The following is a 14,773-nucleotide window of genomic DNA, read 5'->3' as shown; positions in this document are numbered from 1 at the left end:
GTCACACCGTGACGCCACCGTGGCGACGTCGATCGCGTTGCCGCAGGTCAAGAGATCGCAATTTCTTGCAGCAAGTTGCAACGCACTCTGGCGAGTCGGACGAATAGGGTCATAGGGTGTGCCGGCACCCCCGCAGCAAAGGAGCTGTCAATGGTCCGTTCGTCCGTCGTCGCCGCCGTCAGCGGCGCAGCGCTGGTCCTCTCCGGGGCGCTCGTCCCGCTCACCGCGGCCCCGGCCGCAGCGGCCGACCGGACGGTGACCCTCGTCGGGTCGCTCCAGTCCGAGCTCGGCTGCGATGCGGACTGGGCCCCCGCATGCACCGCGACCGACCTGACGCGGGTCGGCGCCGGCACGACCTACGCGAAGACCGTGACCGTCCCCGCGGGCACCTACGAGTACAAGGTCGCCATCGACCACTCGTGGGACGAGAGCTACGGCGCCGGTGGCGCCAAGGGCGGAGCGAACCTCCCGCTGGTCCTCAAGGGGCCGGCCAGGCTCGAGTTCACCTACGACGACGTGTCGCACCAGGTCGGTGTCCGCCCCGTCACCCTGTCCGGGCCGGCCACCACCGCCGACAAGGCGTATGCCGCGGACTCGCTGCGCCAGCCGCTCACCAAGGAGCGCTACTACTTCGTCATGGCGGACCGGTTCGCCAACGGGGACAAGGGGAACGACCTCGGCGGGCTCACGGGCGGACGGCTCGCGACGGGGTACGACCCGACGGACAAGGGCTTCTACCACGGTGGTGACCTCAAGGGAATCGAGGGCAAGCTCGACTACATCAAGGGCCTGGGCACGACGGCGATCTGGCTGACCCCGTCGTTCAAGAACAAGCCGGTTCAGGGTTCCGCGGGCAACGAGAGCGCGGGCTACCACGGCTACTGGATCACCGACTTCACCCAGGTCGACCCGCACCTCGGCACCAACGCCGACCTCAAGGCCCTGATCGCCGCGGCGCACGCCAAGGGGATGAAGGTCTTCTTCGACATCATCACCAACCACACCGCGGACGTCATCAACTACAAGGAGAACCAGTACACCTACCGCGACAAGACGGCCTTCCCCTACAAGGACGCCGACGGCACCGTCTTCGACGACAAGGCGTACGCGGGCAAGCCCGGCTTCCCGAAGCTCGACCCCAGGACCTCGTTCCCCTACACCCCGGTCTTCACCAACGCCGGCGACTCCACGGCCAAGGTCCCGGCGTGGCTCAACGACCCGACGAACTACCACAACCGTGGTGACTCGACCTTCGCCGGTGAGTCCTCGGAGTACGGCGACTTCGTCGGCCTCGACGACCTGTTCACCGAGCAGCAGGACGTCGAGAAGGGCATGGAGGACATCTACAAGGCGTGGGTCGACTTCGGGGTCGACGGCTTCCGCATCGACACGGTCAAGCACGTCAACATGGAGTTCTGGCAGTCGTTCAGCCCGGCGATGATCGCCCAGGCCAAGGCCCGCAAGAACGACGACTTCTTCATGTTCGGCGAGGTCTACGACGCACGCCCCTCGTACATGTCGCAGTTCACGACGACCGGGAAGCTGCAGGCCACCCTCGACTTCGGGTTCCAGGCGCAGGCCACCAACTGGGCCCAGGGCAAGGCGGGGACGGACCTGCGCGACCTCTATGCCGACGACGACTACTACACGGACACCGACTCGAACGCGTACGAGCTGCCGACCTTCCTCGGCAACCACGACATGGGTCGCGTCGGCTACCTCCTCAAGGGGGCCGACCCGGTCGGACCGGCGCTGATGTCGAAGGTCAAGCTCGCCGACTCCCTGATGTACCTCACGCGTGGCCAACCCATCACCTACTACGGCGACGAGCAGGGCTTCGTCGGCTACGGCGGTGACAAGGACGCCCGGCAGGACATGTTCGCCTCCAAGGTCGCCGACCGGCCCAAGGCGGGTGGTGGCACCGACCCCGGCTACACCACGCAGCCCGTCCTCGGCGGGACCGCCGGCTCCAAGGACCGCTACTCGACGAGCGCCCCGCTCTACCAGCACATCAAGTCGCTGGCGGCGGTCCGCGCCGCGAACCCGGCCCTCGCCGACGGAGCCCAGGTCCACCGCTACGCCAGCAGCAACGCCGGTGTCTTCGCCTTCTCCCGGATCGACGAGGGCAAGCGCGTGGAGTACGTCGTCGCCGCCAACAACGCGACCACCACGAAGTCGGCGACGTTCGCCACGTACGGGCACAACCAGACCTTCAAGCCCGTGTACGGGACCTCGCGGCTGGTCCGGTCGGCCAAGGACGGTCGCGTCACGGTGAGCGTCCCCGCCCAGTCCGTGTCGGTCTGGAAGGCGACGTCCCCGATGGACAAGCCGAAGTCGGCCCCGGCGGTCTACCTCACCTCGCCCGGCGCCGGCGACGTCGTCGGCGGTCGCGCCGAGATCGGCGCCGCCATCCCGGACAACACCTTCGCCCAGGTGAGCTTCCTCTACCGCCCGGTCGGCACCACGGCCTGGCAGAAGCTCGGCACCGACGACAACGCGCCGTACCGCGTCTTCCACGACGTGAGCGGGATGGCCAAGGGGACCCTGCTCGAGTACCGCGCCGTCGCCAAGGACAGCGCCGGGCACGTCTCTGCCTCCTCGTCCTACGGCATCGTCGGCGACCCCAAGCCCGCTGGTGGCGGCGACGGTGGTGGCGTCGGTCCGGTGACCCAGCCGGCGAACGTCAGCGTTCCCGGTGACCACAACAGCGAGATGGGCTGTGCCGCCGACTGGGCGCCCGACTGCGACCAGGCCCAGCTCACGCTCGACCCGAAGGACCACGTCTGGAAGGGGACGTACACGCTCCCTCCGGCCGAGCACGCCTACAAGGCGGCGATCGACAAGAAGTGGGACGAGAACTACGGCGCCGGCGGCCGCCCCAACGGCGACAACATCAGCTACACCGCGCCGAGCGGACCGGTGACGTTCTACTACGACCACGCCACGCACTGGGCCACCTCCGACGCCCAGGGACCGATCATCACGGCCCCGGGTGCCTTCCAGAGCGAGCTGGGCTGCCCAGCTGACTGGAGCCCGGACTGCATGCAGCCGTGGCTGCAGGACCCGGACGGCGACAAGACGTACACGTGGTCGACCGACCAGCTCCCGCCCGGCACCTACGAGTTCAAGATCGCCCACGGCCTGAACTGGGACGAGAACTACGGCGCGGGTGGCGCACCCGGCGGAGCGAACCTCTCGGTGACCGTCCCCGCGGCCGGGATGATCACGTCGATCTCCTACGACCTCGCGACGCACGTGGCGACCACCAAGGTGGTCCGGGCCGGCTCGGCTCCCGACCTGACCAAGCAGCGCGCCATCTGGGTCGACCGCGACACCGTCGCCTGGCCCGCCGACATGGTCCCCGACGGTGCCAACCCGGCCCTGCTCAAATGGCGCCTCGCATGGTCCGCCAAGGGTGGGCTCACGGTCGATGCCGAGGACATCACCGGTGGCTCCTCCGCCCCGCTGACGTTCGACCCCGCGGGCCTGCCTGCGAAGGTCACGACGGCGCACCCCGAGCTCAAGGGCTACCTCGCCCTGAACCTCGACAAGCGCACCGCGAACGCCGTCCCCGTGATCCTGCGCGGACAGGTCGCCGTCGGCATGTACGACTCGCTGAACCGGCTGCTCGACGCCACCGGGACCCAGAACGCCTACGCCCTGGACGACCTGTATGCCGCCGGGGCGAGCAAGCGCGCCTACGGCGTCACCTTCCAGGGTCGCAAGCCGGTGTTCCGGCTGTGGGCACCGACCGCGCAGAAGGTCGACGTCCTCACCTGGGCGCCCGACGCGAAGGCGAACGCCCCGACCAGTGCTGCCAAGCGCACCGCGATGACCCGGGCGGACGACGGGTCGTGGTCGGCCATGGCCGGATGGCGCAACGCGCGCTACCTGTACGAGGTGACCGTCTGGGTGCCCTCCACGGGCAAGGTCGAGACCAGCCAGGTCACCGACCCCTACTCGGTGGCCCTGACGCTCAACTCGACCCGGTCGGTCGCCGTGGACCTGCGGGACCCGGCGTACCGTCCGGCCCTGTGGTCGACGACGAAGGCGCCCGCGCTGAAGCAGGACGTCGACTCGACCATCTACGAGCTGCACGTGCGCGACTTCTCCGTCAACGACACGACGGTGAGCGCCGAGAACCGCGGCTCCTACCTCGCGTTCGCGGAGAACGGCAACGGCACCAAGCACCTCAAGGCGCTCGCGGCCGCCGGACTCAACACGGTGCACCTGCTGCCGACCTTCGACATCGCCTCGATCGAGGAGGACCCGGCCAAGCAGGCCAAGCCCGCGTGCAACCTGAAGTCGTACGCCCCGGACAGCGAGCAGCAGCAGGCCTGCATCGAGCCCACCCGCTCGGGCGACGCCTTCAACTGGGGCTACGACCCGTGGCACTGGATGGCGCCCGAGGGCTCGTACGCCTCCACCCCGGCCAAGGCCGACGGTGGCACCCGCGTCGCCGAGTTCCGCACCATGGTCGGTGCGCTGCACCGCGACGGGCTGCGGGTCGTCCTCGACCAGGTCTTCAACCACACGCCCAGCTCGGGCCAGGCGCCGACCAGCGTCCTCGACAAGGTCGTCCCCGGGTACTACCAGCGACTGAACGCCACGGGCGGCGTCGAGACGTCGACCTGCTGCCAGAACGTCGCCACCGAGCACGCCATGGCCCAGAAGGCCATGGTCGACGCCGTCGTCCTGTGGGCCAAGGACTACAAGGTCGACGGGTTCCGCTTCGACCTCATGGGTCACCACAGCAAGGCGAACATGCTCGCGATCCGGGGCGCCCTCGACAAGCTGACCCTGGCCCGGGACGGGGTGGACGGGAAGAAGGTCTACCTCTACGGCGAGGGCTGGAACTTCGGCGAGGTCGCCGACAACGCGCGCTTCGTGCAGGCCACCCAGGGACAGCTCGGGGGCACCGGCATCGGGACGTTCTCCGACCGCCTGAGGGACGCCGTCCGTGGCGGTGGGCCGTTCGACGACGACCCGCGCACCCAGGGCTTCGGCAGCGGGGAAGCGACCGACCCCAACGGTGACAGTGGGGCAAACCCTTCTGCCGCAACGCGACTCAAGCACGACACCGACCTCGTCCAGCTCGGTATGGCGGGCAACCTGCGTTCGTTCGCCTTCCGGCTCAACGAGAACGGCAAGGTCGCCCAGGGCAAGGACGTCGACTACAACGGCGCGCCGGCGGGGTACGCCGACCAGCCCGACGAGGTCATCAGCTACGTCGACGCCCACGACAACGAGACGTTGTTCGACAGCCTGGCCTTCAAGCTGCCGCAGGCCACGACGATGAAGGACCGGGTGCGGATGAACTCGGTCTCGTTGGCCACGACGGCCCTCGCGCAGACGCCGTCGTTCTGGCACGCGGGCGCCGACCTGCTGCGCAGCAAGTCGCTCGACCGCAACAGCTACGACAGCGGTGACTGGTTCAACACCCTCGACTGGACCGGTGCCGACAACGGCTTCGGGCACGGTTTGCCGCTCAAGGGCGACAACGAGGCGAAGTGGCCGTACATGAAGCCGCTGCTCGCCGACCCGGCGCTCAAGCCGACGGCGAACGACGTGCAGTCCGCCAGCGCCCAGGCGCAGGAGCTGCTCCGGCTGCGGTTCTCCACCCCGCTGTTCCGGCTCGGCAACGCCGACGCGATCCGGGCCAAGGTCTCCTACCCGGCGAGCGGCACGGCCGACGCGGTGTCCGGCGTGATCGCCATGCGGATCGACGACACCGTCGGCGCCGACGTCGACCCGCGGCTCAAGGGCCTGGTCGTCGTCATCAACGCCTCGCCGATGGCCGTGACCCAGAAGGTGCCCGGCCTGGCCGGTGCCTCCCTGGCGCTGTCCCCGGTGCAGGCGTCCGGAGCCGACCCGGTCGTCAAGTCCTCGTCGTGGAACGCGACGGCCGGCACGGCGACGGTCCCGCCGCGCACCGTCGCGGTGTTCGTCCAGCGCTGACCGACGACACCACCGAGGCCCCCTGAGCGAGCGCGCTCAGGGGGCCTCGGTCGTGCGACGGGCCGCTGCCTACTGGGTGAGGACCACGTCGGTGCCGGACAGCGTGGCCCGGAACCCGTTCTGCTGCACCGAGACCCCGGTCAGACGCATGCCGGCGGGCAGCCCGGTCACCGTGTGGCGGATCGTCACGAACCGCCGGGCGGCGGCGGACAGGGCCGTGTCGACCAGGCCGGGGCCGCCCAGGTCGACGCTCTCGGGCTCGATGACCAGCTGGCCGTCGACGGCTCGCACCGTTCCCGTGGCGCGGACGGAGAGGTCGCGCCCCAGGATGCTCGCAGTCCGGCGGACGCCCGCCCGGCCGTTGCCGGCGGCATACAGCTCGACGTCACCGATCTGGCGCGCGGCGGTGGCGAACGGGAGGACCGCCCCGAGGTCGAGCCGCTGGGCCCTCAGCCCGTCGGCGGTGAGGCGCACTCCGGCGCCGGTCGCCCGCACGTCGGTGAGGGGGCCGTCGGAGGTCAGGACCGTGCTGCTGGTGAGGTCGACGTCGCTGAGCCAGGTCTCACCCTCCGCGACGCTCGCCGGTGCCCCCGAGGGGGCGGGGGAGGGCGACGACGTCGCTGGAGCCGGGTCGGCGACGGGCAGCGTGCCCACGACGACCACGGCCGCCACGGCGAGGGCCACGAGGGTGGTGAGGACTCCGGCGAGGAAGGAACGCATGTCCCCAGTCTGTGGGCTCAGGCGGGGGCTGGCTCGGTGACGGACCGGTCCTGGTGACGTTCCTGGCGGATGGCGGGGAGGTACAGGGCGGCGCCGATGATGCTGAAGGCTCCCGCCACGATGATGGCCATCGCCGTGCTGGTGCTCTCGGCGAACGGGCCGAGGACGAGCATCCCGAGGCTGAATGCGCCGCCGGCGATCATCGAGTTCATCGACAGGACCGTGGTGCGGTTGCGGGCCTCGGCCTGGCGGTGCAGCAGGGTGCTGTGCACCGGGCCCCCGGAACCGTGCAACGTGTAGGTGACGAGGAAGGCGGTGATCAGGCCGACCGTCCCGAGCATCAGGCCCATGACGACGATGAAGGCGCCGTTGAGCACGCGGGCGAGGACCGCGGTCCAGGCGACGCCGATGCGGCGGCTCGCGAGCCCCGCTGCAGCCGAGCCGACGGCGAACAGGCCCCAGGCGGCGGCCGACACCGGCCCCATGAGCGCGCCCGCCTCCGTCTCGCCCCCGGCGAGCTCGGCCAGCCGCACCGGCATGAACGTCTCGAACGCGATCATGCCGACCGACCAGAACACCTCCACGAGCACGAGCGCCAGCAGCACGCGTGATGTGCGGAGCGTGCGCAGGCCGTCGACGACGACGGTCGGTGCCTGCCTGGCCGAGGCCAGGGCGCGGTGGAACCCGGTGGAGTCGACGTGGGTCACGGGCTCGCGCACGAGCACCGACACGGCGGTGAGGTGGACGACGTAGAAGCCGATCGCGCACCAGTACGGGAACTCCAGGGCCGTCAGCGCCCGCACCGGGTGCCAGGCGATGAGGCCGCCGGAGACCAGCGCGCCGGAGGCGATGGCCAGCCCGAGGACCGTGCCCGCGCGGGAGAGCCCGTCCTCGACCGGGATGGCCGGGTCCTCGGCGTGGGCGGTGTCGACGTACCAGGACTCCAGCGGCCCGGAGTCCAGCGCACGGAACACGCCCTGCAGCAGCAGCGCCACGACGAACCCCGTGAAGGTGTGGGAGGTGATGAACACGAGGCCCGAGACGAGGGCGACCACGGCCGAGGCCACGAGCACCGGGCGGCGGCCCAGCGCGTCGGCGAACCCGCCCGTCGGCAGCTCGAGGCCGAGGACGACGAAGCCCTGCATCGAGAAGATGACACCGAGCTGGGCCAGGCTCATGCCGCGCTCGAGGACGAGCAGTGTCGTGACACCGATGGTGAGTCCCACCGGGAACCACCGGGTGAAGGTGAGCAGCAGCAGGACCCGGCGGGCCTGCAGGGCGGTCACGGGGGAGGCGGTCATGACTGGTCCGTCCCCCGGGGGACCCGGTCGAGGTCCAGCGGGTAGGTGGCGGTGTAGACGGCAAGGCGACGCGCGTTGGGGTTGCCCTGTCCCACCCGCCGGTAGCGGGCGATGAGCTCGTCGATCTCCACCTTGAGCTCCTCCACCTGGGCGGCCGTGGCGACGATGAAGGAGTCGTTGAGCCCCACGGCGTCGCGCCACTCCATGGGCCAGTCGGCCTCGACGTCGAGCCACTTCTCGAACCGCTCGGAGAAGTGCCGCGCGTAGTCGCGGACCAGCCAGTTGAGCGCCGTCTCGGAGTCCTCGTCGCCGGCGAAGTCGCTCGGCTCGAACTGGTGGCTCTCGGTGGCCGCCTGCCACAGCCGCCGCTTGCCCTCACCGTCACCGGTGTCGCTCACGAGGCCCACCGACTCCAGCTTGCGCAGGTGGTACGAGGTGGCGCCGGAGTTGGTGCCGAGCTGGGTCGCCAGGTCGGTCGCCGTGGCCGGACCCCCGATCCGCAGGCGCGAGAGCAGGCGCGAGCGCAGGGGATGGGCGAGGACCTTCAGTGAGGTCGCATCGAGCCGGAAGCCGGTCAGGCCGGCACTCGTGGAGGGTTCATCGGGAGCCATGCGTGCACAATACATGTGCACACTCTGTTTGCACAAGATCTGTGCACGGGTGCTCCGAAAGCGTGTTCTCGCAGGTCAGGTGCCATTCCCGGCTGCCCCGGGGACGATTTGGGTCCACCGCACCCCACCCGTAAACTTGAGCACTGTTGTGCCGTGCGCCCTCGCAAGGCGACACATCAGCGCCTCGGGCGCCCACGGCACACGGATCCTTCCCAGCAAGCAAAGGGCCAGTACATTGCGCACTTTTACCCCGAAGCCGGCCGAGGTCACTCGGACCTGGCACGTCATCGACGCCACGGACGTCGTCCTGGGTCGCCTGGCGAGCCAGACCGCGATCCTCCTGCGCGGCAAGCACAAGACCACCTTCGCGCCGCACGTCGACGGTGGTGACTTCGTCATCATCATCAACGCCGACAAGGTCGCCCTCACCGGCGCCAAGCTCGAGCAGAAGAAGGCGTACCGCCACTCCGGTTTCCCGGGCGGCCTGCGGAGCACCTCCTACACCGAGCTCCTCGCCAAGAGCCCCGAGAAGGCTGTGGAGAAGGCCGTCCGCGGCATGCTTCCCCACACGACCCTCGGGCGCGAGCAGCTGACTCACCTCAAGGTCTACGCCGGCGGCGAGCACCCCCACGCGGCCCAGCAGCCGAAGCCCTTCGAGATCTCACAGGTCGCGCAGTAAGTCCGCAAGGACCTGTGCAAGAAAGCGAATTGAGGACATCACGTGGCTGACACCACCGAGAACATCGACTCGACCGACGAGGTCGAGCTCACCGAGTACACCTCCGAGTCCGAGGGTCCCGTCTCCGACGAGCCCACGCGGCGTGCGAGCGCCACGGCGCCCGGCGCGGCCACCGGCCGACGCAAGCAGGCCATCGCCCGCGTGCGCATCGTCCCCGGCACCGGCGAGTGGAAGATCAACGGGCGCACGCTCGAGCACTACTTCCCGAACAAGGTCCACCAGCAGATCGTCAACGAGCCGCTCACGCTGCTCGAGCTCGACGGTGCCTACGACGTGCTCGTGCGCGTCCACGGCGGTGGCCCCTCCGGCCAGGCCGGCGCGGTGCGCCTCGGCGTCGCCCGCTCGCTGAACGGGATCGACGAGGAGCTGAACCGTCCCGCACTCAAGAAGGCCGGCTTCCTCAAGCGCGACTCCCGCGTCCCGGAGCGCAAGAAGGCTGGTCTCAAGAAGGCCCGCAAGGCTCCGCAGTACTCCAAGCGCTGATCCTGGCTGGCGCCAGGCTCACCCGCTTGGCTCCTCCGCGCTGACAGATCAGCGTGGGCGTCGCTTCGGCGCCTGCCGTTTCACCACCGCGATGGCGGCACCCGCACGTCGGGTGCCGCCATCGCGGCGTTCGGGGGAGTAGGTTCCTCGAGATGCCCGTGTTCGCGGGCGCCCACCCCGGTTGCGGTCCTCCCGTATGCCGCGTGGGCGCCTGACCACCGAAAGGTTCACCACCCATGGCCACTCCGGCACGACTGTTCGGGACCGACGGGGTCCGCGGCCTCGCCAACGTCGACATCACCGCCGAGCTCGCCCTGAAGCTGAGCGTCGCCGCGGCCCACGTCCTCGGGGACGGGGCCCGCAGGAACGGCCGCCGCCCCAAGGCCGTCGTCGGTCGCGACCCCCGGGCGTCCGGCGAGTTCCTCTCGGCCGCGGTCATCGCCGGCCTCGCCTCAGCAGGGGTCGACGTCTACCACGCCAACGTCCTGCCGACCCCGGCGATCGCGTTCCTCACCGCAGACACCCACGCCGACTTCGGCGTGATGTTGTCCGCCTCGCACAACGCCATGCCGGACAACGGCATCAAGTTCTTCGCCACCGGTGGGCACAAGCTCGACGACGCCGTCGAGGACGAGATCGCGGCGCTGCTCGACCAGGAGTGGGACCGCCCGACCGGCGCAGACGTGGGCCGGGTCGTGACCATGCCCGACGGCCACACGCGCTACATCTCCCACCTGCTCGCCGTCCTGCCGAACCGGCTCGACGGGATCACCGTGGTCATCGACGGCGCGCACGGGGCCGCGAGCTCGGTCTCGCCCGAGGTGTTCCGCCTCGCCGGCGCCACGGTGCACGAGATCGGCACCGAGCCGGACGGGCTCAACATCAACGACGGGTACGGCTCGACGCACCTCGACCACATCAAGGCCGCCGTCAAGGCCAAGGGGGCCGACCTCGGCATCGCCCACGACGGTGACGCCGACCGCTGCCTGGCCGTCGACGCCGACGGCAACGAGGTGGACGGCGACCAGATCATGGCCATCCTCGCGGTCGACATGAAGGAGCGCGGCGCGCTCGCCCAGGACACCCTCGTCGCCACGGTGATGAGCAACCTCGGGCTCATCCAGGCGATGGAGCGTGAGGGCGTCGCCGTCCGCCAGACCGGCGTCGGCGACCGCTACGTCCTGGAGGAGATGCGGTCCTCCAACCTGTCCCTGGGCGGCGAGCAGAGCGGCCACGTGATCTTCCTCGACCACGGCACCACCGGGGACGGGGTCCTCACCGGCCTCATGCTGGCGGCCCGCGTCTGCGCCACCGGGCGTTCACTCGCCGACCTCGCCACCGTGATGCGCCGGCTGCCGCAGGTGCTGATCAACGTCAAGGGTGTCGACAAGTCCCGTGTCGAGAGCGACGTGGAACTCCAGGAGGCCGTGGCCAAGGAGGAGGCGGCCCTGGCCGGTACGGGCCGCGTGCTGCTGCGCAAGTCCGGCACCGAGCCGGTCGTGCGCGTCATGGTGGAGGCCGCAGACGAGGCCGAGGCGCACGCCGTCGCCGGTCGCCTCGTCGACGTCGTCACGGCGCGCCTCTCGCTCTGAGCCACCGGTCAGCCGGGCTACCGTGCTGGCTCGGGCCGGGCCGGCCGGCCGGCCCGGCCCGGTAGCGCAGCGGGCCGTTCGGCCCCGGCGTCAGGGCGTGACGGGTCGCAGCACGACCCAGGCCGCCGCGCCGAGGGCCACGGCGAGCACGAGCGGGTAGCCGCTGGTCAGGGCCAACGGGTCGGTGTCGGTGAAGAACCGCCCGACGGCGCCCCAGGCGTGACGCCACGTGACGAGCACGGCCGCACCGCACCCCAGCAGGAGGCTGGCTGTCGACAGGGAGTACATCCCGGTCTGCCCCCACCGCTTGAAGACGGTGCCCATGAGCATCCCCAGCGCCGAGACGCACACGAACGGCACCGAGTAGGTGAGGAACAGCTCGGCGGGGTTGCCCCCCTCCAGGAATCCCGGGGTGAAGAACCGCATGTGGACGCCCCAGCCGTTCGTCGCCCCCTCCAGCGCGTGGAGGACGGTGAGGACGACCCCCGCGAGCACGGACTGCCCCAGGACGTACAGGCACGTCCCGTGGAAGAAGCTGCGACGGGTGGAGCTCAGCCCGATCGCGAGCGGGAAGACCTGGGTCCACAGCGAGAGGTTCGCGAAGATCGCCACGCCGTAGAGCGAGGCGATGCCGCCGGTCTGCCGGTCGGCCACGGGGACGTCCGTGAGGCCGAAGATGGCGAGGTTCACGAAGAACGAGATGGCCAGGATGAGCCACGGCCAGAACAGGGCCATCGGCCCCGGGAGCAGGTGGATGCGCAGGACCTTCAGGGCGGCGGTCATGAGAGGTGGACCTCCTCGTGGCGGATGACGGTGTCGGGTGGCAGGGCTGGGCCGGTCGTGGTGCGCACGACGAGCTGCTGGAGCGAGACGGGCTCCAGCCGGAGCCCGTGCCGCTCGGCGTCGCCGGTCGGGGCGTGGCGGACGGTCGCCCGCGTGAAGCCGCCGAGGTTCTCGCGGTGCACGACGTCGAGACCGGCGGCGAAGTCGTCGACCGCCGCGCTCGGGCCGCTCACCACGACGAGGCTCCCGCGCAGCGCCTCGGTGTCCTCGTCGACGACCACCCGCCCCTGGTCGAGCACCACGACGTGGTCGAGCAGGTCGCCCACCTCGTCGATGAGGTGGGTCGAGAGCACGATGGTGCGCGGGTGCTCGGCGAAGTCGGCCAGCAGGCGGTCGTAGAACAGCTGCCGCGCGACCGCGTCGAGCCCCAGGTAGGGCTCGTCGAAGATCGTCAGCGGGGCGCGCGAGGCGAGCCCCAGGACCACACCGACCGCGGACAGCTGGCCGCGTGACAGCTTCTTGACCCGCTGGTTCGTCCTGAGCCGGAACTGGTCGACCAGCTCGGTCGCGAGGTCGTCGTCCCACTGTGCGAAGGAGATCCGCCCGGCCGCGAGGACGTGGCGCACCGTGAAGGCGTCGGGGTAGCGCTGCCCCTCACGGATGAAGCAGGTCCGATCGAGGACGCTGGTGTTCTCCCACGGGTCCTCCCCGAAGGCCCGCACCCGGCCCGAGGTCGCGAAGGCCTGGGCCGTGAGGATCTGCATCAGGGTGGTCTTGCCGGCGCCGTTGCGTCCGAGGAGGCCGTGGATGGCGTTCTCCTCCAAGCGGACCGTGACGTCGTCCAGCGCGGTGACGTCTCCGAACCGCTTGCTGACGTGGTCGAGCTCGATGATGCTCACTGGTCTTCCTCCCACACGTCGATCAGCTTCCTCACGTAGTCGGGCTCGATGCCGAGCTTGCGTGCCTCGGTCATGAGCGGCTCGACGAACTGCCGGGCGAAGTCCTCCCGGCGCCGTTCGAGCAGGCGCGAGCGTGCCCCGCTGGCGACGAACATCCCGATCCCCCGCTTCTTGTAGATGACCCCGTCGGTCGCGAGCTGGGCCACGCCCTTGGCCGCCGTGGCCGGGTTGATCCGGTGGAAGGCGGCGAGCTCGTTGGTCGAGGGGACCTGGCTCTCCTCGTCGATCGAGCCGTCGACGATCGAGTTCTCGATCTGTTCGGCGATCTGGAGGAAGATCGGCCGACCGTCGTCCATCACCGGACGGACCCTCGGTTAGCCGGTTCATTACTCATGTAACTAACCATGCAACCCAGCGAGCCGCGCTGTCAAGACCTCGGTCCCGCGTCAGCGCTCGTGCGGTCCCACGAGGTCGTCGACGATGTGGCGCGCGATCTCCAGGGCGCTCGTCGCGGCCGGCGAGGGGGCGTTGAGGACGTGCACCACCTTGCCGACCCGCTCCACGAGGAAGTCGTCGACCAACGTGCCGTCGTCCCGCACGGCCTGGGCGCGGACCCCGGCCGTCGCCGGCACCAGGTCGTCGTCGTGGATCTCCGGGACCAGCCGGCGCAGGCTGTCGGCGAAGAGGTGCCGGGACGCCGACCGGGCCACCTCGCGGGCGCCGGCCCGGTAGTGCCGACCCGCGAGCCGCCAGAACCCGGGGAAGGTCAGGGTGCCGCGCAGGTCCTCCCAGGAGGCGGTGCGCCAGTCGTACCCCTCACGCGCGAACGCCAGCACCGCGTTGGGCCCGGCGTGGACGTGACCGTCGATGCCGCGGGTGAGGTGCACGCCGAGGAACGGGAAGTCGGGGTCGGGGACGGGGTAGACCAGGCCCCGGACGAGCGGGGTGGCCGAGGGGGACAGCTCGTAGTACTCCCCGCGGAAGGGCACGATCCGCGCCGAGGGCTCGTGCCCCAGGCGCCGGGCGACGGCATCGGCGTGCAGCCCGGCACAGGCGACCACGAGGTCTGCAGGCAGGTCGCCTCGGGTGGTGCGGACGACCGTCCCACCGGTGACGGTCTCGTGGGCGCCGAGCACCTCGGTGCCGAGCAGCAGCTCGGCACCGCCGGACTCGAGGCGATGCACGAGCGCCGCGCAGACCGCGCCGTAGTCGATGATCCCCGTCTCGGCCACGTGCAGGGCAGCCAGCGCCGCGACGTGTGGCTCGTGCTCGCGGGCCTCCTCGGGGCCGAGCTCACGGACCTGCAGCCCGTTGGCGAGGCCGCGTTCGTGCAGGCGGCGCAGGCCGGCGAGCTCGTCCTCACGGGTGGCCACCACGAGCTTGCCGCACACCTCGTGCGCGATGCCGTCCTCGCGGGCGAGGGCGACCATGGAGGCGGATCCGGCCCGGCACATCCTCGCCTTGGCCGACCCGGGCGGGTAGTACAGGCCGGAGTGGATGACGCCGCTGTTGCGCCCCGTCTGGTGCCGCGCCCAGCCCTGCTCCTTCTCGACCACCGTGACCTCGGTGCCCGGCCGCGTGCGCAGCAACCGCTCGGCGACCGCGAGGCCCAGGATCCCGCCACCGATGACGACGACGCGGACTGGTGGGGACATGCCACCAACCTAGCGAGCGGCAGGGGGCAGGG

At 70.5% G+C, this 14,773-nt stretch carries 11 protein-coding genes; 4 read left to right on the top strand and 7 right to left on the bottom strand.

Features of this window, described 5'->3' with window-relative positions; genetic code table 11:
• The first annotated feature begins 150 nt into the window (after nt 1-150).
• On the top strand, nt 151-5,958 hold the full coding sequence (gene pulA / locus ASC58_RS03990) for a pullulanase-type alpha-1,6-glucosidase (RefSeq protein WP_056918401.1): 5,808 nt from the start codon (nt 151-153) through the stop codon (nt 5,956-5,958).
• A 69-nt stretch (nt 5,959-6,027) separates the two neighbouring features.
• On the opposite strand, the gene ASC58_RS03985 is transcribed toward pulA, so the two are convergent.
• The 3 genes from ASC58_RS03985 to ASC58_RS03975 are packed head-to-tail and all read right to left on the bottom strand — an operon-like array spanning nt 6,028 to nt 8,590.
• Nucleotides 6,028-6,678: an LmeA family phospholipid-binding protein gene (locus ASC58_RS03985; protein ID WP_056915438.1), complete on the bottom strand. Its 651-nt coding sequence runs from the start codon at nt 6,676-6,678 to the stop codon at nt 6,028-6,030.
• A gap of 17 nt (nt 6,679-6,695) precedes the next feature.
• Nucleotides 6,696-7,979: an MFS transporter gene (locus ASC58_RS03980; RefSeq protein ID WP_056918400.1), complete on the bottom strand. Its 1,284-nt coding sequence runs from the start codon at nt 7,977-7,979 to the stop codon at nt 6,696-6,698.
• The gene (locus tag ASC58_RS03975) at nt 7,976-8,590 is read right to left on the bottom strand and encodes a winged helix-turn-helix domain-containing protein (RefSeq protein WP_056915436.1); all 615 of its coding nucleotides are present in this window, start codon (nt 8,588-8,590) and stop codon (nt 7,976-7,978) included. The genes ASC58_RS03980 and ASC58_RS03975 overlap by 4 nt, the downstream gene beginning before the upstream one ends.
• A 235-nt stretch (nt 8,591-8,825) precedes the next feature.
• On the opposite strand from ASC58_RS03975, the gene rplM reads away from it, so the two are divergent.
• The 3 genes from rplM (at nt 8,826) to glmM (ending at nt 11,404) form a co-directional block, all read left to right on the top strand.
• Complete coding sequence (gene rplM, locus ASC58_RS03970; protein ID WP_056915435.1) at nt 8,826-9,269, top strand: 50S ribosomal protein L13; 444 nt, start codon at nt 8,826-8,828, stop codon at nt 9,267-9,269.
• A 42-nt stretch (nt 9,270-9,311) separates the two neighbouring features.
• Nucleotides 9,312-9,812, top strand: coding sequence for a 30S ribosomal protein S9 (gene rpsI, locus ASC58_RS03965; protein ID WP_056915434.1), 501 nt, complete (start codon nt 9,312-9,314; stop codon nt 9,810-9,812).
• Between the two features lie 236 nt (nt 9,813-10,048).
• A complete protein-coding gene (gene glmM, locus ASC58_RS03960; protein WP_056915433.1) occupies nt 10,049-11,404 on the top strand; it encodes a phosphoglucosamine mutase in 1,356 nt (451 codons plus the stop codon).
• Nucleotides 11,405-11,494: 90 nt separating this feature from the next.
• Here glmM and ASC58_RS03955 read toward each other — a convergent pair whose 3' ends face one another.
• The 4 genes from ASC58_RS03955 to lhgO form a co-directional block, all read right to left on the bottom strand.
• A complete protein-coding gene (locus tag ASC58_RS03955; protein ID WP_056918399.1) occupies nt 11,495-12,187 on the bottom strand; it encodes a hypothetical protein in 693 nt (230 codons plus the stop codon).
• Nucleotides 12,184-13,086, bottom strand: a complete 903-nt coding sequence (locus ASC58_RS03950) for an ABC transporter ATP-binding protein (RefSeq protein ID WP_056918398.1) — start codon at nt 13,084-13,086, stop codon at nt 12,184-12,186. Before ASC58_RS03950 ends, ASC58_RS03955 begins: the two co-directional genes overlap by 4 nt.
• Entirely contained in the window at nt 13,083-13,442 is a 360-nt protein-coding gene (locus ASC58_RS03945) for a GntR family transcriptional regulator (protein WP_056918397.1), read from the bottom strand. Before ASC58_RS03945 ends, ASC58_RS03950 begins: the two co-directional genes overlap by 4 nt.
• A gap of 90 nt (nt 13,443-13,532) precedes the next feature.
• Complete coding sequence (lhgO, locus tag ASC58_RS03940; RefSeq protein WP_056918396.1) at nt 13,533-14,741, bottom strand: L-2-hydroxyglutarate oxidase; 1,209 nt, start codon at nt 14,739-14,741, stop codon at nt 13,533-13,535.
• Nucleotides 14,742-14,773 lie beyond the last annotated feature (32 nt).

It is taken from the genome of Phycicoccus sp. Root101, from assembly GCF_001426245.1.
In the GTDB taxonomy this organism is placed as follows: Bacteria; Actinomycetota; Actinomycetes; order Actinomycetales; family Dermatophilaceae; genus Pedococcus.
This window is presented reverse-complemented; position numbering and strand designations above follow the sequence as displayed.